This is a genomic window from bacterium (assembly GCA_037128595.1).
Classification (GTDB): domain Bacteria; phylum Verrucomicrobiota; class Kiritimatiellia; order CAIKKV01; family CAITUY01; genus JAABPW01.
Genome location: JBAXWB010000001.1, coordinates 74,739 through 100,893, shown reverse-complemented (window position 1 = coordinate 100,893; position 26,155 = coordinate 74,739). Strand labels below are relative to the sequence as shown.

The 26,155-nt window shown below is 56.5% G+C and carries 18 protein-coding genes; 6 read left to right on the top strand and 12 right to left on the bottom strand.

The genetic code is table 11. The features are described 5' to 3' along the window. Positions 1 to 36 precede the first annotated feature (36 nt). The 11 genes from WCS52_00410 to WCS52_00360 all read right to left on the bottom strand — a co-directional run bounded on the left by WCS52_00410 (position 37) and on the right by WCS52_00360 (position 18,317). Positions 37 to 2,139, bottom strand: a complete 2,103-nt coding sequence (locus WCS52_00410) for a hypothetical protein (GenBank protein MEI6165633.1) — start codon at positions 2,137 to 2,139, stop codon at positions 37 to 39. A gap of 34 nt (positions 2,140 to 2,173) precedes the next feature. Then, entirely contained in the window at positions 2,174 to 2,716 is a 543-nt protein-coding gene (locus tag WCS52_00405) for an autotransporter-associated beta strand repeat-containing protein (protein ID MEI6165632.1), read from the bottom strand. Next, positions 2,713 to 4,404 (bottom strand): hypothetical protein, encoded by a 1,692-nt coding sequence (locus tag WCS52_00400; GenBank protein MEI6165631.1) that lies wholly within the window; start codon positions 4,402 to 4,404, stop codon positions 2,713 to 2,715. The genes WCS52_00405 and WCS52_00400 overlap by 4 nt, the downstream gene beginning before the upstream one ends. Before the next feature lie 66 nt (positions 4,405 to 4,470). Beyond that, on the bottom strand, positions 4,471 to 5,355 hold the full coding sequence (locus WCS52_00395) for a hypothetical protein (protein ID MEI6165630.1): 885 nt from the start codon (positions 5,353 to 5,355) through the stop codon (positions 4,471 to 4,473). Positions 5,356 to 5,375: 20 nt separating this feature from the next. Continuing rightward, on the bottom strand, positions 5,376 to 6,398 hold the full coding sequence (locus WCS52_00390) for a sialidase family protein (GenBank protein MEI6165629.1): 1,023 nt from the start codon (positions 6,396 to 6,398) through the stop codon (positions 5,376 to 5,378). Between the two features lie 155 nt (positions 6,399 to 6,553). Next, the gene (locus tag WCS52_00385; protein MEI6165628.1) at positions 6,554 to 8,614 is read right to left on the bottom strand and encodes a sialate O-acetylesterase; all 2,061 of its coding nucleotides are present in this window, start codon (positions 8,612 to 8,614) and stop codon (positions 6,554 to 6,556) included. A gap of 194 nt (positions 8,615 to 8,808) precedes the next feature. After that, positions 8,809 to 11,220 (bottom strand): DUF4838 domain-containing protein, encoded by a 2,412-nt coding sequence (locus tag WCS52_00380; GenBank protein MEI6165627.1) that lies wholly within the window; start codon positions 11,218 to 11,220, stop codon positions 8,809 to 8,811. A 67-nt stretch (positions 11,221 to 11,287) separates the two neighbouring features. Next, entirely contained in the window at positions 11,288 to 13,240 is a 1,953-nt protein-coding gene (locus WCS52_00375) for a hypothetical protein (protein MEI6165626.1), read from the bottom strand. A gap of 89 nt (positions 13,241 to 13,329) precedes the next feature. After that, positions 13,330 to 14,070: an AAC(3) family N-acetyltransferase gene (locus WCS52_00370; GenBank protein MEI6165625.1), complete on the bottom strand. Its 741-nt coding sequence runs from the start codon at positions 14,068 to 14,070 to the stop codon at positions 13,330 to 13,332. A gap of 11 nt (positions 14,071 to 14,081) precedes the next feature. Further along, positions 14,082 to 15,551 (bottom strand): GntR family transcriptional regulator, encoded by a 1,470-nt coding sequence (locus tag WCS52_00365; GenBank protein ID MEI6165624.1) that lies wholly within the window; start codon positions 15,549 to 15,551, stop codon positions 14,082 to 14,084. Between the two features lie 174 nt (positions 15,552 to 15,725). Further along, positions 15,726 to 18,317 (bottom strand): hypothetical protein, encoded by a 2,592-nt coding sequence (locus WCS52_00360; GenBank protein ID MEI6165623.1) that lies wholly within the window; start codon positions 18,315 to 18,317, stop codon positions 15,726 to 15,728. A gap of 229 nt (positions 18,318 to 18,546) precedes the next feature. Here WCS52_00360 and WCS52_00355 point away from each other — a divergent pair, with 229 nt between their 5' ends. The 6 genes from WCS52_00355 to WCS52_00330 all read left to right on the top strand — a co-directional run bounded on the left by WCS52_00355 (position 18,547) and on the right by WCS52_00330 (position 25,595). Then, entirely contained in the window at positions 18,547 to 18,891 is a 345-nt protein-coding gene (locus tag WCS52_00355) for a hypothetical protein (GenBank protein ID MEI6165622.1), read from the top strand. Further along, complete coding sequence (locus WCS52_00350; protein MEI6165621.1) at positions 18,888 to 19,343, top strand: periplasmic heavy metal sensor; 456 nt, start codon at positions 18,888 to 18,890, stop codon at positions 19,341 to 19,343. Before WCS52_00355 ends, WCS52_00350 begins: the two co-directional genes overlap by 4 nt. A 32-nt stretch (positions 19,344 to 19,375) precedes the next feature. Continuing rightward, the gene (locus WCS52_00345; protein MEI6165620.1) at positions 19,376 to 19,666 is read left to right on the top strand and encodes a hypothetical protein; all 291 of its coding nucleotides are present in this window, start codon (positions 19,376 to 19,378) and stop codon (positions 19,664 to 19,666) included. A 150-nt stretch (positions 19,667 to 19,816) separates the two neighbouring features. Beyond that, positions 19,817 to 21,088 carry a TolC family protein gene (locus WCS52_00340; protein MEI6165619.1) on the top strand — a complete coding sequence of 424 codons (1,272 nt, stop codon included), beginning with the start codon at positions 19,817 to 19,819 and terminating at the stop codon, positions 21,086 to 21,088. Further along, on the top strand, positions 21,085 to 22,332 hold the full coding sequence (locus WCS52_00335) for an efflux RND transporter periplasmic adaptor subunit (GenBank protein MEI6165618.1): 1,248 nt from the start codon (positions 21,085 to 21,087) through the stop codon (positions 22,330 to 22,332). Before WCS52_00340 ends, WCS52_00335 begins: the two co-directional genes overlap by 4 nt. Continuing rightward, positions 22,329 to 25,595 carry an efflux RND transporter permease subunit gene (locus tag WCS52_00330; protein ID MEI6165617.1) on the top strand — a complete coding sequence of 1,089 codons (3,267 nt, stop codon included), beginning with the start codon at positions 22,329 to 22,331 and terminating at the stop codon, positions 25,593 to 25,595. Before WCS52_00335 ends, WCS52_00330 begins: the two co-directional genes overlap by 4 nt. On the opposite strand, the gene WCS52_00325 is transcribed toward WCS52_00330, so the two are convergent. Beyond that, complete coding sequence (locus WCS52_00325; GenBank protein MEI6165616.1) at positions 25,588 to 26,154, bottom strand: sigma-70 family RNA polymerase sigma factor; 567 nt, start codon at positions 26,152 to 26,154, stop codon at positions 25,588 to 25,590. The two genes, WCS52_00330 and WCS52_00325, sit on opposite strands and share 8 nt — an antisense overlap. Position 26,155 lies beyond the last annotated feature (1 nt).

Sequence of the window (26,155 nt, the reverse complement as noted above, 5' to 3'; positions counted from 1 at the left end):
TACAACCTTTTCTCCACTTGCTGTTGTCCGAAAGACTCAACGAATTTTAAAAATCACACCATTGGGCCAGAAAAATACATTGCCGCTATGATCAATTTCCTCGGCATCTGGCGTCCCATCACCATCTCCGTCCAGGGAATGGACAGGCACAGCATTGGTCCAGACTTTTAAGTCATCCAGATACGAGGGACCCGCTGTGCCGGCCTCCCACTCCAGCCGCTCACAGTTTACCTGATTCGTATTGATGAATCGCAATTCCTGCACCAGCAACCGCCCATTCAACATCACGGCGGCGCGGCGGGTCAGGTAGTTCATGTTCACCGCAATTCGAGGCCAATCCGACGTTGACAACGGAACTACCGGCTGGTTCCACACATCATTGGATAAAACACTACAGCACCCCTGCTCGGGATTGAACACCGTCACATAATTGCTTGTGTTGATAAATAGCAACACCGTCAGATTGGTATCCTCCCCCGTCACAAATACTGTGGATTCATCAATGCGGCCAGACTCACGGTAGTTCCATTCCGCCCAGACATTCGACGAGGCGCTGGCAGCCAGACTGTTGGACAGCATGGTGTTACTCGGCATCACGACCGCCTGCACCCCCTGCGTCACCACGGATCTTTGCACAATGATGCCGCCATCCGGCGTTCCCCAGCCATAGAATCCCATGGAAGCCATTCCTGCGTTATTGGCATACCGTTCGAAATCATCAGTGAACGGAGGGGTCTGAGCCCGGATGACCGCACCCCAGGAGGCATCCAAAGTAAATGTTCCACTCATCGTCGTGCCATTCACAATGAAGGAGGTCGCGTTCACCACCTGAACCGTGCCCCCCGCCCCGATCACCAGCGTCCCAAGATTAACCGCACCGTTGCTCACTATCAGTAGCCCGTTGACAGTCGTGACTCCGACCATTAACCCTGTCGTCGCCACGACCATACCGGTCGTGCCGGGAGCCACGGTGAGCCCTGTTATCGTCGCATTCGTGGCCACCAAATTCACTCCATTCCCAAGCGTCACACTCTCGGAATAGGGCCCATTACTAACAATCACCGAGTCACCGGCAATCGCCGCGGTTAAGGCGCTTTGTATCGTGGGGTAATCGGCAGGTACATAGCGCCGGGCGGTATAGGTTATCGTGGCCGAGAAACTTCCATCCGACAGCCCAGCCGGGATCATCGTTGCCCACGAAAAGGATGCATTTCTTGTGTTCTGCCCTGTGAATGCCCCCACCGACTGCCCATTCGTCATGAGTTGAGAAACACCATACGCCGGGAGCGCCTGCACTGAGAAGTTTGTAGTGCTACCGGGCAGGATATCGAACGAACCGGCAGGAGTGATCGCCCCATTCGCCGGCTGGGTGACGGTGATCAGCGGACGGTGACGGAGTCCCACCGAACTATAGAGATTGATCTCATCGGCATCCGCCATGCCGTCGTTATCCAGATCCGCCGTCATGTTTGTGGGCACATACCGGACAGACACCTCGTCAAAATAGGAGGTGACCGCCGATCCCCCATCCAGTTGAAACCGCCCGCTCTGGGTCCGGTTCGTATCGATAAAACGCACCTGCTGGAGGAGCAGATGCTGGTTGAGAAACACGGCGGCCGTCTTGTTGCTGTAGTTGGCGCATACCGTGAACCGCATCCAGGGATTGGTGTTGAAAGCCGTCGTCGGGGTCCCCCAGTAGTCATTGCTGCAGACCACCCAGGCGTTGCTCACCGGGTGCCACGCCACGGGATACCCGTTCGTCTCAATATAGAGCTGCACCGTCATGTTGGAGTCGATGACCTCACCCCCGACGCTGCCCACCGCCATGGCCATTGAATTGGTCAGATAGAAGTCAAACCACACATTGGTCAGGCTGGCCGAGACCACCAGGTTGGACGCGATTTTATCCGGCAGCATCACCACGGCATTGGTTCCCAACGCAGGACTCGAGACGACATTGGTTTGAACCTTCACGGTGGGGTCAGTCCCTCCCCAGCCCGTTACGTCGCTAAGAGCCGTATTGACCGGATACGCTTCAAACCCCTCATCCCAGGGCGGAGCAACCGCCCAGCCCGTGGTCGCAAAACACAGTGCCATCAGCCCCGCCAACACCCGCGCTTTGATTGTGAACGTATTCATGCAGAGCCCCCCTTTCTTCATTCAGTCCTTGATACTACTGAATCTTGATGAGGGTGCCGGGATGTCCCCGGTAGACCTGTATCGTGCCGGCTCCATTATTATATCTAACCAACCATCCCTGAGGCAGATCATTGGAAACAAACGTCCCCGTCAAGCCGCCCGGCGTGAATCTGGCAACCGTATAAGCGGAACTGCTTGTCAACAAGTTGATCCCCGGATCAAGCACGCTGAGCACCGCACCGGACACATCCAGGGTGCCGCTCACGGTGATGCATTCGGCACCGCCACTGTTGTTCGTGATGGTCGCGGTGATCCGCCCCGTTCCGGATACCGCCCCGTACACGGTGCCCGTTCCGGCCAGGGTTCCGGTTCCTGATGCGGTGACGCTACTGTGGATAGAACCATTCACCTGAAGGATCCCGTTGCTGACCAGCGTGACCCCGCTGTAGGTGTTGCTCCCGGCTAGGATCAGGACTCCAGCCCCACTTTTCACGAGACCACCAGAACCGGCCACGACGCCATTGAGGGCCTGGGTCGCTCCCGCCAGCTGGCAAAAATCAACCGATCCACTGCTCAACACATTGGTGGTGGCGGAATTAAATGTAACCAGTCCGACGGTGGTTGTAGCTGCTGATCCTGAAATCCAGACCAGGTTACTTCCCGCCGTAATGGTGCTGGGCCCCGCCAGAATAACACTGGCGGAGGAGTTGGTAAGCGGGGGCTAATAAATGTCACAAGGGTGTTGGAAACCAGCAGCGAGCCACCGCTCCCAATGGTTGCGCTACCGCCCCGGTAGCAGGTCGTCCCGCTCACGAGTTCCAGCCGCACATAGTTGGTGGCGCCCAGACCGGAATTAAAAGTATAGGACTGACCCGTCGTCGCGTTGGTCGCGTTGTTCAGCCGGAAGGCGTTCTGGCCTCCCGTGGTGAAAGTCATATTGGTCAGTGCCGTTCCGGTTTGGTTGCCCCTCACATCCACACTTGTACCACCTGAAGCACCTGCAAAATTGCGGAAAGAGAGAGTCCCGCCATTGAGCACCACCGGTCCGCCGTTTGTGGTAATCACTATGGCGGTTGCCGGCGTGAACTGGTAGACGCCTCCGGCATTGCTAATGATGTTCCCTCCGCCATTCGGGCATGCCAGAGTCGCGGCTTCCAAGAGGCCTCCCGTAATGAGAATTGTATTATTACTGGCGCCCGCCACATAACCAGCGTTCGCGGAAGCCGATGCGATTATCTCCCCACCTGCAATCGTCAGTGTGCCTTTAGAAGTCACGCCATTCGTAGGAGAATTATTCCCAACGGCAAAACTAGTTGCGAACCACTGCCCGTTCGATATAGTCATGGATCCGACCCCGGAACTCCCGATTACGGCCTTATTTGGCTGCGCATTATTCGTGGTAATAAGCACCCCACCCGTCATGACAACAGATCCCGTACTACCAGATAGTGCACCCGCAGCAAAGGTCCCGGGACTGGCAATCTCAAGTGTACCCCCAGACAGATTCAGGGTGCCGGAAGATGATGCATAATAGCCAACATTTAAACTGGTTATTACTGCTTTCCCTCCCGAAATGGTCATCGTACCAATGCCATAAGCTCCAATGTGACAAGTGGGAGAATTAGTGGCCAGCAGTAGCCCACCAGACATATCTACAACGCCAACGCTCCCGGTTGAGAGACCTATTTGCAAGCTCACACCCGTAGAGGTAACCATATTGGTTCCGCCAATCAGGCTCAGTTTGCCAAACGAATTAGATGCGGTTCCCACTTTTAATTGGAAGGTAGTCCAGAAGCCATTTGAGACGGTCATCAGACCAATTCCATTGTTTCCCACATTGAGACAGCCGATGGTCGAGAGCCACCCGTTGTTGATTACAAGTGATCCGACCCGGTTGGCGTTATATCCGATCATCCCCGCCCCTACAACATCGCCAAGCACCACCAAAGGACTGGTGTTACCGGAGAGCAGAAGGGTATTGGTGTAACCAACCGGCGCTTCGACATACAAATTGGTCTGCGTCAGGTAGTCCGATGAGGTCGAGCCACTGATCGTTACCGTCTTGCTCAGGTTATTGGTAATCCAAACAATATTATTGGACGGCGCTACGCCTCCAAGCCAATCCGCACCCGTCTCCCACGCGCCACCACTGGCGCTCGTCCAGGTGCTGACCGCCGCCTGACCCATCAAGGGCATCAGGAGAAGCCCCGCCACCAGATGCCAAGTCCTCAACATGCCGCCACTGATATTTATTACTTTATTCATAATAGACCCCCTTTGCACTCTCTGACCCTCAACTCCTGATCCATTTCCAATTTTCTAAAATAGCCCTTATTTTTGATCCAGCTTTTCTAAGTCAGCGATTTTTTGACCAACCTCTTTAAGCAGTGCTTCCGGGGCATTCGTTACCCCCGCCGCCCCTCGATAACAGGCTAATGCCTCATTGGGCTTGCCAAGGGAGATATTCATCTCCCCACTACAGACACGCAAGGCGCAGATGATCGCAGGCTCCCTAATGGGTTTATCCTGCACGGCACTCAGTTCCACCAGCGCCTGCCCCCCCTGTCCTTGAAGCGCCAACAATCGGGCACGCGATGTCACCGCCTTGCTCAAGAGTCCAATTCGCAGATCTTCGAGCTTCATGAGCTCACCATATGCATCGATCGCCTTCTGATTGTCCTTCATCCCGTCACGGTATAACTCGCCTAGCAACAATAATGCGGCCCCCTTATCGTTCGCGAGCAAGGTGGATTGTATGGCGTCTCGAAAATCCTTCTCTGCATTTTCGAATTTCTTCAGCCCCGCATAGGCGCTCGCGCGGCACATCAGCGCCCCGTAGATTTTGCCATCCGGCCATTTTGAGAAATCATCACTCTCCGCCAGTTCCAGTAATTCGGCGTATTTGCGCTGATCCTTAAGAATCTGCATCTTTCCCAACTTTGCCAGATTCTCATCCTTGATCTTCCCAACCCGCTCCAACGCCAGCTCAGGCTTCTTCAGGGCGAGCGCACAGGTGGCGGCATAGGCCAGACTCTCGTCCACGCCCCTTTGAGCCACTTTCCGCTCGGACAACTGGACAAACGCCGTCTCAGCCTCCTCGGTTTTGCCTGTCCAAAAGAGGAGCATGGCAGACTGGAAGTCCTCAGGAAAACTTCCCGCCAGGACAGGCAGAGTCCCAATCATCACGCATACTGTTAAGACAAAACGCTTCACCATGCCGCCTCCGTTTTCACGCATTACAATTGAATGGCTGCCACAAAAATATCCGAGGGTTTATTATTCGGATCGTCATGTTGCGGATCCGGATCTTTTGCCTCATGCTGGGAGTAATAACTGACCAGCAACAGTCCATCGGGCCTGATCGCCGTGCCAACATACGATGTGTCGCCGCTACTTGGTAATTCAAGGACCTCCCCGACTACCGTCTCTACCACTTTCCAGATTTTACACCGGCGCAAGGAGGAAGGCGGCTTCATTGCCTGAGCCTCATCCTGATAGGAGGGCGTCTCGCGTCCGAATAAATACTGATTTCCGTTAAGGGTCACCAGATGCGGGGCCTGAATGATCTTGGGAATCACCGCCAGCCTCTCCCACGTCGTAAAGGGAGTCTGGCTTTCCCAGATCTCCATATGACAGGGCTTTTTTTCCGTCCGGACAAAGGCACGCAGGGTATTCGCACCGGCAGGCGTCAGCATGCATTCGCTCCCGCCCGCGATGACGCTTCCCTGGAGCCACGTTTTGCCGTCATCTGATTCATACATTCTGATCACATAACCCACGCCGGGTTCACGGCGATACCCCGCGCACCAGAAGCGGCCCTGCCAGAAAATCGGCTTCCAGAGAATCGCCCCTGCACAAACCATGACCGGTTCCGACCAATTCACCCCATCCCGAGACGTCATCAGAAGCGTCCCCGGCGGTGCCATGCGCTCGTCTTCATTGCGCCGCATGGGGGGGACAAAAAAAGAATACAATTTCAACTCATCGCCCACATTCAGGAAGTAACTGTCGCGGTAATCCATCGGAGTCCCTGGCGGGAGTGCATGCGGAGCCACGATGGACTCAGATAATACCGTCTCCTGAAGCACGCGCCATTGCTCTCCATCAGGGCTGGTCATGATCACTTGCTTGCTGCTTTCAGACCCATGCTTTTCAGCATTACGGAAAGCCAATAGATAATGACCTTTGAACAAAGTCAGGCCTGTAAAAGCGTTGTGCCTGCCATCGGAAAAAACCTTTTTGATCCATTTCAGCTGCATTCGTCGATCCCTTCCACAAAAACTCTTCCTGCAATGATTTCGTCCCACTTGCGCGCGATGTATTCCTATGTACTGAAACTGTATTTATTAGACGCTTTTTCCGTGCAAAAGTCAACCCGATTATGTTTTTTCAGAACCCAGAAAAACACATTCAATCATTTGCCTGATTGTTGTTGTGGGCGCGGCATTTCATGCGCTGGAAATTTCATGTTCCGGGTAATCAGCGGAAAGTCATCTGTCCGGAACGGGCCAGCAGGAAGTCCCGCCTCGTTATACAGGTTACAGGTCGGATTATTAGCCCAGGCATATCGCACCGCCACGGGCTTAGCGACCCCGGTCGCCGAGACGATCACACCCGCACCGTCGATCCGGGCGTCTGCCCAGACCCATTTCCGGTCCTCTCCGCAAATCGCAAACCCCTGCAGTTCGCTGTCAGGTCGGTTCAGCACCAGCGGCACGGTCTCCGGGGAAAGGCTTCTGGGCTGATAGGTTTTAGGCAGAGGTCGCGCCACGAGTTTGCCCGCCGTATGGGTAAAGGTGATCCGTATTTGATTGCTCTGGATAACAGAGGACTCATAAACGGGACCGGAATCCTCTCCCCCTTTGCCGTAGTCCCTAGCCAATGCCATACGGGCAAGGCGGGCGCCGACGTCCTTCTTATTTCTGGGATGAATGTCCCCTTCCTCCCCAATGTCGATCAGGACGGCCTGGCCGGTTTTCGGCAGGGCCAACGTCAAGGTCTGGGCTTCTCGTATTTCAGCCAAAGCGCTTTCGCCGGGAGTGGCTATTTTCGGGTGGTAATTGGCAAGTTGGCAGAAGTAGAAGGGGAAATCACCCTGCCGCCATTGCACACGCCAGTCGTTGATCATCAGGGGGAACGTTTTTCGGTATTGGAATGCGCAGGGACTATTAAATTCGCCCTGATACCAGATCACGCCCTTAATGGCATAGGGTATAAGCGGCGCGATCTGGCCATTGAATAAATAAGTAGCAGTATGAATGGCCTGCGGCTTGTTGCCGGGAAGCGGGGGGAGTTCTGCCAGAAAAGGGGACGGATCGGAAAACGAAGAAGCGGTCTGGACTTGCCACTCCCCATCGATCGAAAACGGGGTGGCAGAATCCACCGCCGCCATACTCTTACCGAGAATGGCCGTATTTCCGGTGGAGTTAAACAGACGTATGAGCAGAGTGGCATCACCTTCCCTGACCTGATCCTCCGGAACAAAGCAACGGCGATACGGGCTGATCAGGCTCTGCTCAAGCGAGCTTCCCCCGATCTTCACGCCATTCCAATACACTTGCTCCAGGCCCTGCACATTCCCGAGATCCAGACGCAGACGTTTTCCCGCAAGCTCACCCGGGACGGTCACGGTTCGACGCAGCCAGACGGCGCCCGAGCCGGCAACCGGCCCAGGAAGCGTTACTGTCTGCCACCCGTTACTGGCAGGAAGGCCGGGATCTGCGACATCGGCTCGCTGATGCTTGGCTTCCCACACCGGAACAGCGGCCAGATACGCCTGCAAGCGTGCGGGACGTGACTCCATGGCCTCAATGGATTCCTCAGCCCCGGCCTTGAGTTCGGCATCCATCTCAAACGCCCCACGGCGGGTCCAGGCTTCGCAGGCGGAAGCCCCCCTGGCACTTTTGATGAGGCCGACGGGAACGCCAAGCTCTTTCTGGAGTGTTTTCCCGAAGTAATAGCCGACGGCCGTGAACTGGCCAGCCGTCTGGGGACTGGCGCTCGTCCATTGGCCTTTGCTCTCATCAGGCTGAACTCCTGTATCAACACTTTCAACCGAAAACTGCCGCAAGCTCGGATTGGCAGAATTAGTGATTTCCATGTAATCTGCAGGCAGTTCACGGAGGATAAACTCCATGTTCGACTGACCGGAACAGAGCCAGACTTCACCCACAAGTACATCTTCTACTGTCAACTGGTTCTTGCCCTTGACGATCAAGGCAAAGGGGCCGGGCGAGGACTGGCTCAAATCGAGCGTCGTCCTCCATTTCCCGGTTGCATCGGCCGTGGTCTCGGCGGTGGCTTTGTCGAGCGTGACCGTCACTTTCTCACCCGGAGCTGCCCGGCCCCAGATCGGAACCTTAGCGGCTTTTTGCAGCACCGCATGAGCGGAAAAGATCGGCGGCAGAGTGACCTCTGCCTGCAATGAAGCTAGCGAGCAGAAAAAGATAAACGACATTAGAAATAAACGTTTCATCGAAATCCTTCGGTTATATGTTTTTATAAATTCAGAATTATGGTGTCGCCTCTGCTCACCCTTGCGCCAGAGCACCCCTCACCCCCGCCCTCTCCCTCAAGGGGAGAGGGCGTAGAGATTTATCTCCCTGATTCCCCTCTTTCCTCTCCCCTTGTGGGAGAGGATTTAGGTGAGGGGTGTCCGGTGCCTGATCCTCATTTCCTCACAAAGATATTGGCCATACATTTCAGATCGTTGAATTTGGTTCCACTGGGGGAGAGCATATAGAACTCCGGCGTATTGCCAGCCATGCGTAGGCGGCAGACATTGGCACCCCACGGATAAAAGGGCACGGGCCGCTCGCCGGAAATCGGCTTGGCGTCGATCTGCATTTCCACCGTCCAGCGGTCGGCATATTTCTTTACGGCCACCTTGCTGACCTTGTAGAAGTTAGGCAGATCTTCCAGCTTATCCGTCACGCATTCATCCAAAACAACCCCAGCCGAGTTGACCACAATAAAGGGGCGCATTCCCTTTGCCGTTTCCAGCCTGATTTCCACCGAGTCATCCTTGAAGATCGCCGGTGAATCGGCCTCTTTGCACCCCGCCACCAGCTTATCCATCTTTGGCTCCATGCACTCAACGCCAATGATCAACGCGGAATTATCGTTCAACCAGCGGAACGAGACGTTGGCGGGCGCATGCCCCGGGACCTCGCCCGTCATGATGTCGCGCAGCGGAATGAAACTATACGGCTCAGCACGCCAGAAGGGCTTGTCCAGATCCCCGTCAATCAGCGGTTTATCCTTGCTCACCTTGATCTGGATGCTGGGCCCCGTGCGTTTCAGCTTCTCGAACAGCAACTTCAGCGGCTCCATTTCAGCCACGATAAAGTCTATCCGTTTACCATAGATCGTCTCACCAGCCTTGGCCTTGGCACGCGCCAGAATATCGCTATACCGTGCCACATCAGCAGGCTTAAGGAACCCGCCGGCGGCCGTGATCTGCCGGGACTCGGGCCGCATCCAGACGGATTCAGAAAACTCATAAAACTCTTTCATCTCCGCCTTGGCCGGGCCAAAGAAGAGGTCGTAGTACTCATTCAGGACCGCCTGCACATCGAGATTGCGATCCCAGCAGAGGCGATTGTGGAGATAGAGCATCAGGTGCGAAATTCCGGGACGACGCAGTGAGAGATCCTTGTTGCGGGCCATTTCATCACTCGTCGACCAGGCCACTTCCGCATAAAATCCGGCACTATGATCGTATAGTCGGTCGAAATCCTGCTTCATCAGTTTAGTGAAGATCACAGGAATTGGCGGAAAGTTGTAGCCCGGGGCGTGATCAATGTAATATTCATAGACCAGAAGCTGGTCTTTGTGGCTCATTTTCGACAGCCACTCGTTGCGGTCACTTAATTCGGTGCTGGTAAACACGCCGTTGGCCATGTGTTGACAGAAAATGACCGCCATATTGGTCGGGAGCTGGCCGAGACTGACTGGCGGCCTACGGGTGTTGGAATAAGCCATAATGGTAAATTTCTTATCCGGGTGTTTCGCCAAAATGCGCTTACTGACATCTTGCGTAAAATCCCAGGCATAATCACTGAAACAGCCTTCCGTACCACGTTCGGCAATCTTATCCCAACCGGCGGCGGTATCCGTACTATCCAGCGTCGACCAGCCATCCGGCTGACCAATACAGGCATACTGTAGACCAGGAAAAGCCTTGTCGACCCACTCCAGATATTCCACCGTATCCACCCGCAATCGCTCATTGCTGAGGCGGGGTGAACTGTAATCAACTTTTCCGCCCACTATACCGTAGTACTCCTGGGGCTGGGTCTCGGGCGCTATTTTCGTAGGCCCACTGACGCTATGATAAATGGGCATGAAAACCGCTTGCCCGACCCCCATGGACTTGTACCACAGGAACTCATCCTTCAAACGGCCGGTTCCATTGGCCATGATGCGCACCGGGAATTGGGGTTCCCGTTTGATGGACTGCTCCTTGATGCTGATGTTGCTCAGTTTCGGGATGACCAACCCGATATCGGCCACGGGCATATACCAACGCATCCCCAATTGCGCCAACAACTCATACGCCCCGTAGAGCGTGCCGGTCCCGTCCCATAAATGCAGTCCCAGCTCATTGTTGAAGTCGCGAAGGTCAATAATGGTCGGGAAGCGCCACTTGTGCCCGGTGTAGGCCTCCCAAGCTTGCTGCCGGTTGCTCCGGGCCACATCCTTGAATTGCGCGAGTGCGTTAGGCGAATAATAGATCTGACGCCCGGCCACCACGACATGGTTCTTTTCCGCGATGATTTTGAAGCCGTCATCCTTGACATCATCCAGCGAAACCCCGAGTTTCCGGGTCGCGTCGCTCTCCCCCACATAGACGTGGTTCTCCACATTGGTGGAAGCCTCACTAACAATGGCAAGTTTGGCGCCCGACATCGCTTCGAGGTGGCGCTGGAGCTCCTTTGCCGCAACCTTGACACTCGGCGTGGCCGTCTCCGAAAGTACTATCTCCGCCACCGGTCGCCCCTCTTTAACCAGATCCACCGCCCCGACCCAACTGGACAACCCGACTGCGGCCAACACCATCAGACTATATTTTTTCATCATATTTTCACCTTTTAACGATCATTTATCACCTTTGCGGTCTTCGCGTGCTTCTGTTCAAATTTCTTCATTATCGAAGAGCGCCGCTGCCGATCGTGCTGGGCAGATGTGACCAGAAGTCTACCATCATTTTCTTCTTCCACTCCGGACCCTCGACGGTGCGGATACGATTCAACTCATCACGGCGAATCCGCAATCGGGTAGCCAAGGTAAACCGATTGAAAGTTTCACGTGATTCCGCCACATGATGCATCACATCGGGATACACCCGCGCGATTTCCAGGGCCCAGGGGATCTGGTCACTCAAGGCCGCCACGGTCTTCTCATACCAGCTGGCCGCCATCTCCCGCGCGGCACAGGCCTCGGGACTGCCCGTGGGCAGCGTCTTAACCGCTTCCCAGGCCACACGGGCCCGCAAAACGGCTGCATACTCACGCGCCGCCAAGGCCGCAATGTGTGCCGAGGCCTTCAAGGTGAGCAGCTCGCTTCGGCCCTCAGGCGAAGGCGGTGTTGGACAGGTCTCAAGGATCGTGCACGCCTCCTGACACCACACCGCAATCTCATCACAACGGCTGATGCAGGTCCCACTGGGGGCGTCCATGACCGCCTGATAACTTGCCGGCTTGGCGGCGACCGCTTTGACAAGTTCATAGATGGTGGTCAGTCCGTCCGGATTCGCCCAGGGCTCAGGCTGATATTGAGGACTTCCCAACACACCCGGCCAGCGCCAATCCCCGTCAAACCACGGCGGCATGCCAAACGAAAAACCTTCTCGCGCCAGATGCACGGTGCTCGTCATGTGCAGGGGAAACGTGGCAATCAGTTTAGCAGCACGGAAAATTGGCTCTCCCGCCTCAGGCCCGAAGAAGTCGCGGAATTCCGCCAACGATGAACCCGCTTGCGCCGTCTGTTCCAATCCCTCCAGCAGCCGCGTGATGTTGCGAGAGGCCGTGAACGAGGCAATATGGCCGGTGTGGCCCCACTGCACATTGATGTGAATGATGCAGCCCTGGATATCCAGCGCGTTATTCCGCTGCGCCGTGAGCTTATTCCACTCCTCATCATGCCACATGATCGGGCCGCAGTTCTCCGCCTCAATGGCCACGGTTTCCCACATCTTGTGTCCGGCTTCCAGCCACTTGTGCACGACCGGATCCGGCCCGCCCCAACAGGCATCAAATAGGGAGTACTTGGTGGCGTAATCAATTCCTTTGGGCAACCGGTTCACCCACCCGGCCATAAACCAGGTCCGAACGATGGTTTCCTTTTTAAACTCATTCAGGATATCCGTGAAAGTGCGGATCAGGTCAATCGACATGTCCCCGCGTTTTTCATCGCGGATGGCCTTGGCTGCCGCCCCGCGGGCTGCCTCTTCCGGACTGTCCTTATCCTGCAACACATAGACGGGAGTACCGCCGGTGCACTGATCACAGCCGCAGTGACTGAACTCACCTGCCGTGATCATGGCACCAGCCAGTTCAGGGATGTTGGTGAAGACTTCCCGCCAGCACCGCTGCATGAAGGCCTTATATTCCGGATCATTCCAGCAGAGGTTCGAGACCAGGTTACCCAGACGGTCATTGCGGGGGTGGTGCCCCCAGACCGGATCATGAACGGCGTCTAACTTGGCTTGCAGGGCGGGATGCTCCTGCACCCAACGTTCCGGCGCCATGAGATTGTAGTGATGGAACATGATCCCGACCTTCTTCTCACGCCCATAGGCGGCAATGGCGCGGACCGTGGCGATGTTCCGCTTAATGGTCTCTTCATCGAAACAACGCGCAGCCGGATCATCAGGGAAATGACAGATGTAGTGGAACCCCCATTGATTGTAGACACGGTCGCTCTGGTAGGGTTCGATGCCGGGAATCAGGTGATCCACCTTCAGTTTCGCCGCCCAGTCGATAATCGCCTTCCAGGTAAGCACAGGATCATGCCCGAAATCACTCAATTTTCCCCACGGTCCATCACAGGGTTCCAGTAAAGAGGGGAAAAACCACCAGATTGCCTTCTTTTTTTGCATATCATCACTCCCGAAGCGTATTGCCGTGTATCAAAACTGTATTATTAAAGACTATTTAAAGAGATGTGTCAAACAAAAGGATAGATATATTAATCCACCGGTTTTCTCAAAAAACGGTCCGGCTCGACCTTGACGGCATCCAGAAGGTTATCAACGAAATCGCGGATACCGAATAACCGTGAATCCGCATCGCCTACCATGCCCCGGATCAGGCGACCCTGGCCGTCCCACCAGGCTCCGGCCACCTCGCTGTTGATGAATTGGTAGGGCGCATCGGGCGTTGTCGATTTGTTCCAAGCCCAGAACATCGTTTCGACAAAATGACAATAGGTTGAGGATAGATAGTCGACCCCAAGCATCAGCACCTTGCTTGCCGGCTGTTGGTAGGCCTTCATCATTGGAGACCGGGTACCGTAGGTGCGCCCCCAGGGACTGCGATCCCACGGGCTCTCCATCCCTTCCGGACTGAGGTGCTCGTTGACATAAGCGATGGCATCCTTTCCGCGCGCGGCGACGGAGTGGGAGTAATGATCGGAGCGGACCGTCCCCGGCATCGTCCGGAAATATTCAGTGAGCCACCCGACCGTGGAAGGCGAGGTGGCGGGGTTCCAAATGGCTGCCCGGGCTTCGCCTCCTTTAACTTTCAGGTTGAAGGAAGGCATCAACAGCAGGCCCTCCGGGCCAACCGCATCCTCCAGAGCGCCCACCACTGCACCAGCTTCGCCCTCAACAGGCCCTAAACTCCGATAGGAGGAATGAATGAAAAGGATATCGCCCGGAGCGATTCCCAAACGTCTCAGATTGACGGCCAGTGAATAACGCGTATGCATCAAGCCCTTCTTTAAACGGTCAACTCGCCATTACCCGCACGCAATAAATAGCGCTCTGTCTTGGTCTTCACCCGCTCGGACATGCGCTCGTAATCAACCTTACCGGTGACAAATCCGTAAAGTTCATTACCCAGCACTTCCCATACATAGCGCATCGCATCTTCGGTTCCGACCTGATAGATATGGCTGCTCTTGCGGATTAGCGCCTGGAGTGTCCGTGCATTTTCTTCCCCCACCGCCCCTTCAAAGGCACGACACACCTGGGCATTGGCGCTCGCGGGAACATCATAGGATAACTCGGCAAGGCGCGTCTGAAAGGCCACGCCCCCCAAATGAGACGCCCAGTCCCACGCCTCGAACACATGAACGGACCGGGTACTGACGCACATGCTATAGGCCCAAGCCGTCAGGGCGCCACCCGGCGCCCCGGGAATGGGAAGAACGTGCGCGCCCGCCCGCTTCTTCAAATCGCGGCAGAAAAGACTGGAGGGATAATGGCCCACGGCCACCCTGGAATAATCCGTCGTGTCCCAATGATCAAACCGGGTCACCGCCACGGCCGGCTGATGGGCCACCTGTTTCAAGCGCTCCAGCAAGGCCCGGACTGCGGGGCGTGCCATCATCTCCGAGACATGCGTAATCCCGGGGAAATCAAACCCGGCGGAGATTAAGAAAGGCATAATAAACGTCAGACAGAAAACCAGGGCATCCTTGTCCCTTAAATCAGCGCCCGCCGCGGTTTCCACGGCCTTCAATAATGAGTCCACATCGGTCAGGCTGGCCGCATCGATCCCTGCCGTCCGGCACACCCCCTCATTGGCCACCAGAATCGGCGCGCCCACCATCAGGGGCATGCCCCACCGTTTCCCCTCATAGGAAACCATATCAACGATCTCTTTGGGGATATCGGCAAACCGGTCTTCACCCCGGCCCAGCATCCCGTCACAAGGGGTAATGACCCCGATGCGCATGGCACGGCTGGCCGCGTAAGAAGGAAGCAGGATCAGGTCTGCATCCATATTGCGGATCGCCTCCTCATCGCCCCCCGCCAACGGCTGCACCTCAACCCGCAGGGAATAAGGGGCATAGGCTTCGGCGTATTCCCGTGCGGCCCACTCAAATACAGGCAGCAGGGCCTCATCATAGACCAGACATTTCAGCTCGACGGTACTCTGCCTGGGCAGGATCAAATTATGCGCGTGATCGGCCAATTTACGGGCGTCCTTAAGTCGCATCAGGTGGGCGATGGGCGGCAGCGGTTCGGCTACAGAAACCCCTTTGCAGGGAACCGTCACGAGCCACTCTTCGTCTTTCATTTCCTTGACAGCCAATTGGACTGTGGCCAGGGACACTTTGAAGTTCACGCTCAGATCCCTCAAAGAGGGAAGACGGTCCCCGGGATTGAATTGTCCACTGACAATGGCGCTGATGAGCGCCGCCTTCACCTTTTCGAACCGCTGTACTCGTGGCTGTAACTTCATAACGTATTGCTGTGTACTGGAATTGTACCCCCACAATACATTAAAATTTAAGCTCTAAGTCAAATCAAATACCGATAATCACATACCGCCACCGATTATCCTGCTTCCTTCGCAGTGATTTTACTGCCTGATTCAGGATGAGAATCAGGGCGGACGCAGTGAAAAGGTGAGGGCTTATTCCTTAATGCGCGACAGCACGACTTTCGTGATGGTCATGTCGGCGGAGCGGGCGAACTGGAAGGCCAGGAAAAAGGGGCGGTTGTCGTTCTGCCGGAATTGACTGATGGCACGGGATCCGGCCACCGCAGGGGTCCAGGGTTGTGTCTCATCGCCGCGCCAGCGGATATTATACTGGCCCAGCCCCGTTCCCGCGGCGGCCGGTGAATCGAACACGAGCTCAATGTCATAAAGCCCGGCGTCCAAGGGGAGCTTCGGGCCATAAAACACAATGGAACTTGGCTCCACCTTCGCCCTCAAGGTAACCGACTGAGTCTCAGGATGGGTATAGCCGGCATGGAAAAAGGCACTGGCCGGCCACTCCAGACTCGCGCCCGGCACCGGGCTCACCCAGTCGCCCGCGGCCAGAATGATAGAATCGACGACCACCACACCTTCACCCCACCCCACCACCGCCCCAACGCCCGTCACACCGACCCCGGCCGGAATGGGGAGTGACTGCCAGGTCCAGTCGGGCGAGTCCACCACCAGCCGTACCGGCGGATTCGTGACCGATCCCAGCACTGGCGCGACCAGGAGCGTCCCTGAGCCTTTAGTGCGTATCAGCCATTTCAGCGGCAGGTCCAGCAGCGTCATGGAGGAGGGAACCCCCACCACCTGCCCCGCTGAGGAAAGCGTCAGATAGTCGGTGCCGGTCACTTTCATTGGGGATTCAGCCACCAGATTCTCAAATTCAAACATTCGCGCAGGGAAGTAACAAGTTGAAGATGGTTTCGACGGAGCGAAACCCTCCAAAAGAGAATTCTTATTCATTGGAGGGTTTCGCTCCGTCGAAACCATCTTGATTTTCACCAATGGCAAAATCTTAAATGCCCACACCGCGCCATCCTGCCCAAGCCCCTTGAGCCGCGGATGAGTCCTCAACGCATTGAGGACCTGTCCCACCGGGAAGGGGGATACCTTCTCGGGAAAGTTATCCTCATGCAGGACAAGGTAACCCACCCCGCGACTTAATAGAAAATCGAGCTGCTCATCGGCCAGTCCGCCCACATTCATGCTCTCCAGCCGCTGGAAGATATTATCCTGATACGACTTTTGGACCGTCCCGCCATAGCCGTTTACCATGCGTAACCGGTAGAGGGAGATGTAATACTCATTCAGCGAGTCAAAATGCGAGTCACCGGGCCAGATCGGCAGGGACAGCAGATGCGGGCGCGGATTGCCTTCCTCCTTCGCATCCTCCGCAATCGCCTTGAAGGCGCCCTGCTCGCGGTCAAGCAGGCAGACCGTGGGGTAAATGCGATGTCCAAAGTCGTAAACGATCGGCACCACCATCACCAACAGCGCCACCGTCCGCCACCTCGCCGTGAGCCCGCGCAACAAGGCGGGCCAGAGAATGCCGGCCGCCAACGCGATCAGAACGGGCATCAGGCAGAAAATCTTATGAGGCTGACGGATCATCCCGTAAGGCGGGATCAGGGTCATGACCACCTTCCAGGCGCGAGGGCCGCCGGGATTATGAATCCCGGTGGCTAACATGGCCACGGCCAGAATCCCGCCACCCAGCAATATGACCGGCAGCAGGGGCCACTTTCGCGCCTCCCCCTCGTCGCGGCGGGCCCGCGCCAGCCTCCAGGCCCCGGCCGCCAGCAGCACCAGCAGATAGCCACCCAGGTAGATCTTGCGGCCTTCGCCGGTATTGGACAGCCGGACCAGCCCCGACATCAGCGGTGAGCCCGCGCGGATTTCCTCAATGGAGCGGGAGGTCGTTGCCAGCGTGGTGTCCTGCACCGAATGCCTGACATACCAGGCCTGCCACACCGCCACCGCCAGAAAGAGCAGCAGCGGCAGGGCCGCCTTGAGCAGCGACCGGAACAGGGCCCGCACGGGCCATTGGCCGGGATAATGGAAGAGATAACTCAGCCCGCACCAGACCGGTGCGGCCAGCAGGGAGAAGAAAAAGACGTGGGTGTCACTCTCGGCCAGGCAGATGGCGATTCCGGCGACGGCACCCGCCCAGAGCTTGCGTTCGGCGATCATGATATCCAATGCCCAGAAGAGGATCGGCATCCACATCATGGTAAGGCCGGTCGGACTGCCATCAAACATCGTGATCCAGGAATAGGGGATAACGAGCCCCACCACGGCGGCACCCAGCGAGACCCAGTCCTCGTGGCTGTAACGCCGAACCAGCAGCCAGGTGAAAAAGAACATGATCCACATCGTGATGATCTGGTTGAAGTTATAGCCGAAGGCGCGCCCGCCCATGGCCTCGCCAAGGGCATAGAAAAGGGAAAACGGCACATAATAGGTGCCACGAAACGCGCCATCGGCATCATTCCCGACATTGAACTCGTAGGGATTGATAAAGAGCGGGGTATGCCCCTTAAGGGTGTCACCGGTAAGCCAGAACTGGTATAGGAACTGGAGATGATCCCCCGGAATCATGGAGCGGGTGGCCCCCTTCTCGATATTCTGGGAGGCTGAACTGATGCCCTCTCCCAGATACCGGGGCACCGGCCAGGAAAAAAACATCCAGACCGCCAGTACCACCAGAACCGAAATGATGAACCTGCGAAACATCGTCATAGGCCCATCAACGTGCCATATCGCAGAGCACGGTGTCGAGGAGGAATGAGGCGTACCCTCTTAATCGCAATCGTAATCATAATCCCTTCTCTCTGAATGAGTAAGAACAAGATTAAGATTATGATTATGATTACGATTACGAAAAGCCCCTTATCTCAACGCCATTCCTCGAGGGTTTTCCTGCCCTGCAGCGTTATACCTAATAGAAGCCTGAAACCGGAGATGCACGATGTTCAACAAAAAGTCATTTTGGCGTCAGAAAAACCCAATCGTGAAAGACGATAACTTGACCACCCTGTTGCAAGAGTGGCAGGGAATCAATACAGGCGTCACCTTTGAAACAGAGGTATGGAGCAAAATTCATCGCACCTCACAACCGACGACACGGGAATGGGCTACACCATCCCTTTCATGGATTAATGCCATGGCTGCGGCTGCGGGCCTTGTCCTCGGCATAGGCTTGGCGTTTAACGTGCCATCCACCCCTGACCGAAACCATGCCGAAACCTCGTTGCTCCATGCACAAACACTGGCAGGATCCTATCTCGCGATGGCGACTGGAGGAATACGATGAATCGGTCATGGATCATTCCTTTAGTCGTGGCCGTCGCCGTCGGGGTTCTGGCTTTCAGCATCACCAAAATGGCCCACTGCGGACGACCTGCTCCTTCCATTGACCGCCTGCGGGATGTATCGTTCCTCTCCCATGAACTGAACCTCTCCGAAGCGCAGGCCAAAGAGATCACTCAGCTCCACCTGACACTTGCCACGAAACTGAACGATTGCTGCATGAATCACTGTGCGGCCCGTGCACGGCTGGGACAGGCACTGGCCTCCGAATCCAACGACACCGCAAAGGCAGACGCCGTCATCACCGAGATGTGCCGCGCTTACGAGGCCAGCGAACGGGCCACTCTGGACCAGATACGGAAAGTGCGGGCTCTACTGAATGTGGACCAAAGGAAACGATTCGATGTGCTGATTTCAAACTGCATGTGCCAGACATGCAGTATGCCAAATGAATAGGAAGCAAAACATAACAAGAAAAAAGGAGAAACATGAATAAGATCGTAATAACCGTAAGCGCAGTAGTGATGTTGATGGGTGCCGGAGTGGTCATGGGAGCGGAAGCTCAGCCGACCGACAAAACGACAGAGGCCAAGGTCGTCAAAAAACAAACCGTCTGCCCCATCATGGGCGGAGCGATTGACTCTAGAATCTACGCGGATGCCAATGGCAAGCGGGTCTATTTCTGCTGCAATGGCTGTCCTGCCGCCTTCAAAAAGGATCCGGCGAAGTATATCGCCCTAATGGAAAAAGAAGGGATCACGCTCGACAAGGCGCCTTAATCTCCATCCTTGGCGCCCCTATGGGACGCCAGTGAATATCAAGCGTGAAGCACAGGTGGCAGCCGCCGTCCCCGGCGGCTGATTGACGGTATGATGACAAGAAATCGTTCGCCGAGGACGTCGAACGCCACCTGACAGGAACGATACGTTATGCGAAATTCAATACTCATCTCCGGATTACTGGCCTGGGCCTCGATCGCAACAGCGACCGAACTGCCGATCGCCACCCACCTCACGCTGACCACCGCCCTGGACCTCGCCTTTCGCGACAATGCCGAGCTCCAGAGCTTGCGTGCCAGAGGGGAGGCCATGCAGGAACGGCCGGCTCAAGCCGGAGCGTTAGCCAACCCGATGTTCACCTACAGCGGGATGGATCGAGCCAGCGGAGGGACCTGGCCGAACACCGGTGAAAAACGGTTCATGGTTCAGCAGGAATTCCCGTGGATCGGGAAACGCGGGCTACGCGAAGGCATCGCCATCAAAGATGCCGAAGTGATGCAACGCGAACTCGAAACCATGACACGTGACGTGATGATGATGGTCAAGGAGCGTTACTTCGACCTCTACGCCGTTCAACGGGTAATCGCGATCACAAGGGAAGAGGAATCGGTCATCCGCCGCCTCGTAAAAGTGACTGAAACCCTGTATGCCACTGGCGAACGCTCCCAGGTGGATGTCCTCAAGGCCCAATCTGAAATCACCTTGCTGAAGCAAAAACTCCTGGAAACACTGGCCCAGGAAAACACCCTGAACGCCAAGCTTAACACACTCTTGAACCGCCAGGTGGATACGCCTATCGGAACGGTGACGACTTCACCCAATACCGAATTCGGCACCAATATGGATCTTCTTTACGCCATGGCGGCAACGAACCGGCCAGAAATCCAAGCGGCTCAATCCCAGGTTGAGCGTTACGAGTTGGAGAAGAAATTGATGTCAAAGGAATCGGTCCCGGACTACAAGCTCGGCCTTGAATACCGCGATATTGAAGCCAGCGACAATATGGTGATGTTCACGATCAGCGTGGATCTTCCCATCCGTCGGGAGACGTACCGGGCGGGAGTTCGGGAGGCGGAGAAAATGCGGGTCTCCAGCCAGGCGGCACGTGAAGCCGCAGAACATCAAAGCGCCCTCGACGTCCAGGACGCCCACTTCAAGTTGGTGACGGCACAACGTACGCTCGCCCTGTACCGCACCGAACTGATCCCGCAGGCGCTGTCCCGCTTCAACGCCAGCGAAGCGGGTTACCGCACGGGCAAGGTGGATTTCATGGATCTACTCGAAAGTGAACGATTTCTGTTGGGCGCAAAAATAATGGAAGCCATGGCGGAAGGCGCCCTGGGCATGCAGGCCGCCCGGATGGAACGGGCCCTGGGGGCTTCACTGCCCGCAAGCCGTCTGACGGAGGTAAACGCACAATGAAAACAAAACGATGCATGCTGATCGCTCTTCTGGTCCTGGCCGCGGGCGCAACCCTCTTCACTCCGGGCTGCTCCCGGAACCATTCAGAACAACCGGCCGCCATCACCTCAACATACCATTGTCCCATGCACCCTACCGTGGTCTCCGATAAACCCGGTGACTGCCCCATCTGCGGGATGAAACTCGTGCCGATCGAGGGGGAGAAACATCAGGCCACGGCCCTCCCGGGACTGGCAACGGTGTCCCTGCTGCCGGACGCCCGCCAGCGCATGGGGCTCACTCTGGGAACGGTTGAAAAGCGTTCCATGGCGCGCACCATCCGGACTCCGGCACGGATCGCCGTGGATGAAACCCAGCTGTATCGCGTTACCACAAAGGTGGAGGGTTGGGTGGAGCAGTTGTTTGTTGCAGTAAGCGGCCAGACTGTCCGCCGAGGCGATCCGTTACTGACGATATACAGTCCGCAACTGGTCTCGGCCCAACAGGAATACCTGAGCGCTTTGCAGGCCGCCGGCACGCTCTCTACCGCCAGCGGGGAGGCCGCCGAAGGCGCCAGCTCTTTGATGGAGTCAGCAAGGCAGCGGCTTCACCTCTGGGACATCAGCGACGAACAGATTGCCCGGCTTGAAAAAACACGCCAGATCGAAAAAACGCTAACCCTTTATTCCCCGGCCAATGGCTATGTGACGGAAAAGAACGTGCTGGCAGGACAGAAAATCATGACCGGCGAGTCACTGATGGTGGTGGCCGATCTTTCGATCGTTTGGGGCGATGCCGACATCTACGAATCCGACCTTCCCTACGTCAAAACAGGAATGCCCATGACCCTGACATTCCCCTACTGGCCCGGAAAAACGTTTAGCGGCACGGTGAGTTTTATATCCCCTTCGCTCAATAAGGACACACGCACCCTCACCATCCGGCTGGAAATCCCCAATCCTGAATCCCTGTTGAAACTGGAAATGTACGCTACGGCCAATCTGAATTATCCGCTGGGCGAAAAACTGGCGGCTCCGGAATCCGCCATCATGCGCACAGGCGAACGGGACTATGCCTTCCGCGACACAGGGGATGGGAAGCTTGTTCCCGTCAAGGTGGACGTCGGCTTACGAAGTGCCGGCTTTTACGAGATCCGGTCGGGATTGAACGAAGGGGATCGCGTCGTGACTTCCGCCAACTTCCTGGTGGACTCGGAATCCTCGATGCGCGCCGCACTGGAGGCAGTCGCAGGAGAACTCCCGTGATCAAGAAACTCATTGAATTCAGCGCTCATAATCGTTTTCTAGTCATCGGACTGGTGGTGGCGGCAGTGGCCTATGCCGTATTCACCATGCAGAATATCCCGCTGGATGCGATCCCGGACCTGAGCGACACGCAGGTCATTGTTTACACGAAATGGGACCGCAGTCCGGACATCATGGAGGATCAGGTCACCTATCCGATCATTGCCGCCTTGCTCGGTGCCCCGAACGTCAAGGCCATCCGCGGGTTCAGTGATTTCGGGTTTTCCTATGTTTACGTGATCTTCCAGGATGGCACCGACATCTACTGGGCCCGGAGCCGGGTGAACGAATACCTTTCAAAAATTCGCGGCACCCTGCCGCCCAACATCACACCGGAACTCGGCCCTGACGCCACCGGCGTGGGATGGGTCTTTGAGTATGCGCTCGTGGACAAGTCCGGCAAGCACACCCTGGCTGAACTCCGGACCTTTCAGGACTGGGTATTACGCACCGCGCTTCAAAGTGTGCCCGGGGTCGCCGAGGTGGCGGGCATTGGCGGGTTCCAGAAACAGTATCAGGTCACCGTGGACCCCAACCAACTCCGGAGTTACGGGCTCTCCCTGATGGAGTTGACCGAAAGCATCCGCCGCAACAACAACGAGGTCGGCGGTCGACTCATCGAGTGGAGCGGGCGGGAATACATGGTACGGGGCCGCGGTTACGTTAAATCCACTGACGATCTCGGCAAGGTCGTCGTCAAGGCGAGCCCCCGGGGGACACCGGTCCTGTTGCGTGATGTCGCCGCTGTAGAGCTCGGACCGCAGATCCGCCGGGGCCTCGCAGACCTGAACGGGAATGGGGACGCGGTGGGCGGCATTGTCGTCATGCGGCATGGCGAGAACGCCATGAACGTCATTAAGCGGGTGAAGGCCAAGCTGGAGGATCTCAAGCCGTCCCTGCCCGACGGGGTCGAAGTCGTCACGACCTATGACCGCTCAGACCTGATCGGGAAGTCCATTGACACCCTCAAGGATGAACTCCTCCTGGAAATGATCGTCGTCAGCCTGGTCATCATGTTCTTCCTCTGGCACATCCCGTCCGCCAGCGTCCCGATTGTCACGATTCCCATATCCATCGCGGTCGCCTTCATTCCCATGTATTTCATGGGGCTGACCTCCAACATCATGAGTCTGTCCGGCATCGCGATTTCGATCGGCGTCCTGGTCGACGGGGCCATTGTCGAAGTGGAGAACGCCTACAAACGACTCGACCTCTGGCAAGAGCAGGGCCGGGCCGGGAATTACCGCGACGTCCTGCTCGAGGCCATCAAGGAAGTGGCCCCTTCGGTGTTCTTCTCGCTGCTGGTCATTGCCGTTTCATTCCTGCCGGTCTTCACACTCGTCGACCAGGAAGGCCGCCTCTTCAAGCCCCTCGCCTATACGAAAACCCTGGTCATTGCCGTGGCGGCGTTGCTGGCTGTTACGCTTGATCCGGCCGTCAGGATGATGTTCGTGCGGATGGAGCCTTTCAAATTCCGGTTCCGCCCGCTGGCATGGCTGATGAATGGCCTTTTCGTGGGCAAATACTATTCAGAAGAGCGGCATCCGGTGAGTCGGCTGCTTTTCAAGCTGTATGAGCCCCCCTGTCGCTGGGTCCTGCGCCATCCGAAAACCGTGATTGCCCTTTCCGTCCTGATCGTCGTATCCACGGTGCCGGTCTACATGAAACTGGGGACCGAGTTCATGCCGCCGCTGAATGAAGGGGTTATCCTTTACATGCCGACGACGCTGCCGGGCATCTCGGTGACCGAGGCCCAGCGGCTCCTGGAAACCCAGGACCGTCTTCTCAAGGCCTTCCCGGAAGTGGTCTCGGTGTTTGGCAAGGCAGGCCGCGCCGACACCTCCACCGATCCGGCCCCCTTCTCCATGATGGAAACCACGGTCGTGTTAAAGCCCCCTTCAGAATGGCGCCCCAAGGCGCGTTGGTTCACGAATTGGGCGCCCGGACCGGTGCGGGCGGTCCTGGGCCATATCTGGCCGGAACATATGTCCTGGGAGGATCTGATCAATGAAATGGACGCCGCCGTCCAGATTCCCGGGAGCATCAACGCCTGGACCATGCCAATCAAAGGACGCATCGACATGCTGTCAACGGGCGTCCGCACCCCCATCGGCATCAAGATCTTCGGCTCGGACCTCGCCGAGATCGAGCGTCTGGGTAAACAAATTGAAGGGACCCTACGCAAGGTGCCCGGCACCCGCAGTATCTTTGCGGAGCGGGCAACGGGCGGCTTCTTTGTCGATTTCACCCCTAAGCGGGAGGCCCTCGCCCGCTATGGATTGACCCTCACCGATGTCCAGGACGTGATCATGACCGCCGTGGGGGGCGAAAACGTCTCGACCACCATTGAGGGGCGCGAACGATACTCGATCAACGTGCGTTATCCGCGCGATCTCCGGGAGAATGTGGATCAGCTCGAACGCATCCCGGTCAGGACGATGACCGGGGCTCAAGTCCCCATCTCCGAACTCGCCGACATCACGCTCGTCAATGGCCCCTCCATGATCCGTGATGAAAACGGCATGCTGGCCGGTTACGTTTATGTCGACATCACAGGACGTGATGTTGGCGGATACGTCAATGAAGCCAAAGAAGTGGTGGCGAAGGAACTGAAACTCCCGACCGGATACTCACTTTCATGGAGTGGCCAGTATGAGAATATGATTCGCGTACGGGAGCGGCTGAAAGTCGTCATCCCCGTCACCATTCTCCTCATCTTCCTGCTGCTCTACCTGAATACAAAATCCGCGTTTAAGGCGATGGTGGTGATGCTGGCGGTACCCTTCTCGGTCGTCGGCGCCGTCTGGTTGATGTATCTGCTGGGCTACAATATCTCCATTGCGGCGTGGGTGGGGATGATTGCCCTGATGGGCCTCGACGCCGAGACGGGTGTATTCATGTTACTGTTTCTCGATTTGTCGTACGAGAAAGCGCGCCAGGAGGGCCGGCTACGGAATCTCGCCGACTTACACGAAGCGATCATTCACGGGGCCGTTAAACGGATTCGCCCCAAACTGATGACCGTAGCGGCCGCCAGCATGGGGCTGATGCCGATCATGTGGTCCACCGGAACCGGAGCGGACCTGATGAAACGCGTCGCCGCCCCCATGGTCGGCGGGCTATTCACTTCGTTCCTGATGGAACTGCTGGTTTACCCGGCGATCTTCCTGCTCTGGCGGTCGCGTTCGCTAAAAAAAGAGAGCAACCGCGAAGATTTTAATTAAGGTAAGGACCCAATTGCTGGCGCAGACATTGGCGGGCCCGGTAAATCCGTGATTCAACGGATTTGACCGATGACTCCATCACCTCGGCAATCTCGGCGTAGGATTGTCCTTCGTAAACCGACAACACCAAAGCGACGCGTTGGTCTTCGGGGAGCGCAGCCATCGCAGCAGCAATGGCCCGTTCCCGCTCCTTGTCACCCGCCTCCACGGCGGGGTCGCCGACCGCCATGGGCGAGAGTTGCGGAAATTCGTCCAGTGACTGAACCGGCCTTCGTTGCCGTCGTCTCAGGACATCAATCGCCGCATTGCGGGCGAGTTGAAACAACCAGGTTGAGAACCGGTCCCGTGACGTGCGAAAGGTGAAACGGCCCAGTTTCTGGTAGGCCCGGACAAATACCTCCTGGGCCGTATCCTCCGCCTCATCCTGATTCCCCACCAACCGGTAAACAAAGTTAAGGATGGGCCCCCGGTAGTAATCCATGAGCTGGGCATAAGCCGCCTCATCCCCTTCGCGGGATCTGGCTACCAAGTCGCAATCCATCTCATGCCGGTCGGTCATG

What these genes read in the sequence shown, in the direction of transcription:
- WCS52_00410 (MEI6165633.1), bottom strand. Translation starts at nt 2,139, where the DNA reads ATGAATACGTTCACAATCAAAGCGCGGGTGTTGGCGGGGCTGATGGCA.
- WCS52_00400 (MEI6165631.1), bottom strand. Translation starts at nt 4,404, where the DNA reads ATGAATAAAGTAATAAATATCAGTGGCGGCATGTTGAGGACTTGGCAT.
- WCS52_00395 (MEI6165630.1), bottom strand. Translation starts at nt 5,355, where the DNA reads ATGGTGAAGCGTTTTGTCTTAACAGTATGCGTGATGATTGGGACTCTG.
- WCS52_00390 (MEI6165629.1), bottom strand. Translation starts at nt 6,398, where the DNA reads ATGCAGCTGAAATGGATCAAAAAGGTTTTTTCCGATGGCAGGCACAAC.
- WCS52_00385 (MEI6165628.1), bottom strand. Translation starts at nt 8,614, where the DNA reads ATGAAACGTTTATTTCTAATGTCGTTTATCTTTTTCTGCTCGCTAGCT.
- WCS52_00380 (MEI6165627.1), bottom strand. Translation starts at nt 11,220, where the DNA reads ATGATGAAAAAATATAGTCTGATGGTGTTGGCCGCAGTCGGGTTGTCC.
- WCS52_00375 (MEI6165626.1), bottom strand. Translation starts at nt 13,240, where the DNA reads ATGCAAAAAAAGAAGGCAATCTGGTGGTTTTTCCCCTCTTTACTGGAA.
- WCS52_00370 (MEI6165625.1), bottom strand. Translation starts at nt 14,070, where the DNA reads ATGCATACGCGTTATTCACTGGCCGTCAATCTGAGACGTTTGGGAATC.
- WCS52_00365 (MEI6165624.1), bottom strand. Translation starts at nt 15,551, where the DNA reads ATGAAGTTACAGCCACGAGTACAGCGGTTCGAAAAGGTGAAGGCGGCG.
- WCS52_00360 (MEI6165623.1), bottom strand. Translation starts at nt 18,317, where the DNA reads ATGACGATGTTTCGCAGGTTCATCATTTCGGTTCTGGTGGTACTGGCG.
- WCS52_00355 (MEI6165622.1), top strand. Translation starts at nt 18,547, where the DNA reads ATGTTCAACAAAAAGTCATTTTGGCGTCAGAAAAACCCAATCGTGAAA.
- WCS52_00350 (MEI6165621.1), top strand. Translation starts at nt 18,888, where the DNA reads ATGAATCGGTCATGGATCATTCCTTTAGTCGTGGCCGTCGCCGTCGGG.
- WCS52_00345 (MEI6165620.1), top strand. Translation starts at nt 19,376, where the DNA reads ATGAATAAGATCGTAATAACCGTAAGCGCAGTAGTGATGTTGATGGGT.
- WCS52_00340 (MEI6165619.1), top strand. Translation starts at nt 19,817, where the DNA reads ATGCGAAATTCAATACTCATCTCCGGATTACTGGCCTGGGCCTCGATC.
- WCS52_00335 (MEI6165618.1), top strand. Translation starts at nt 21,085, where the DNA reads ATGAAAACAAAACGATGCATGCTGATCGCTCTTCTGGTCCTGGCCGCG.
- WCS52_00325 (MEI6165616.1), bottom strand. Translation starts at nt 26,154, where the DNA reads ATGACCGACCGGCATGAGATGGATTGCGACTTGGTAGCCAGATCCCGC.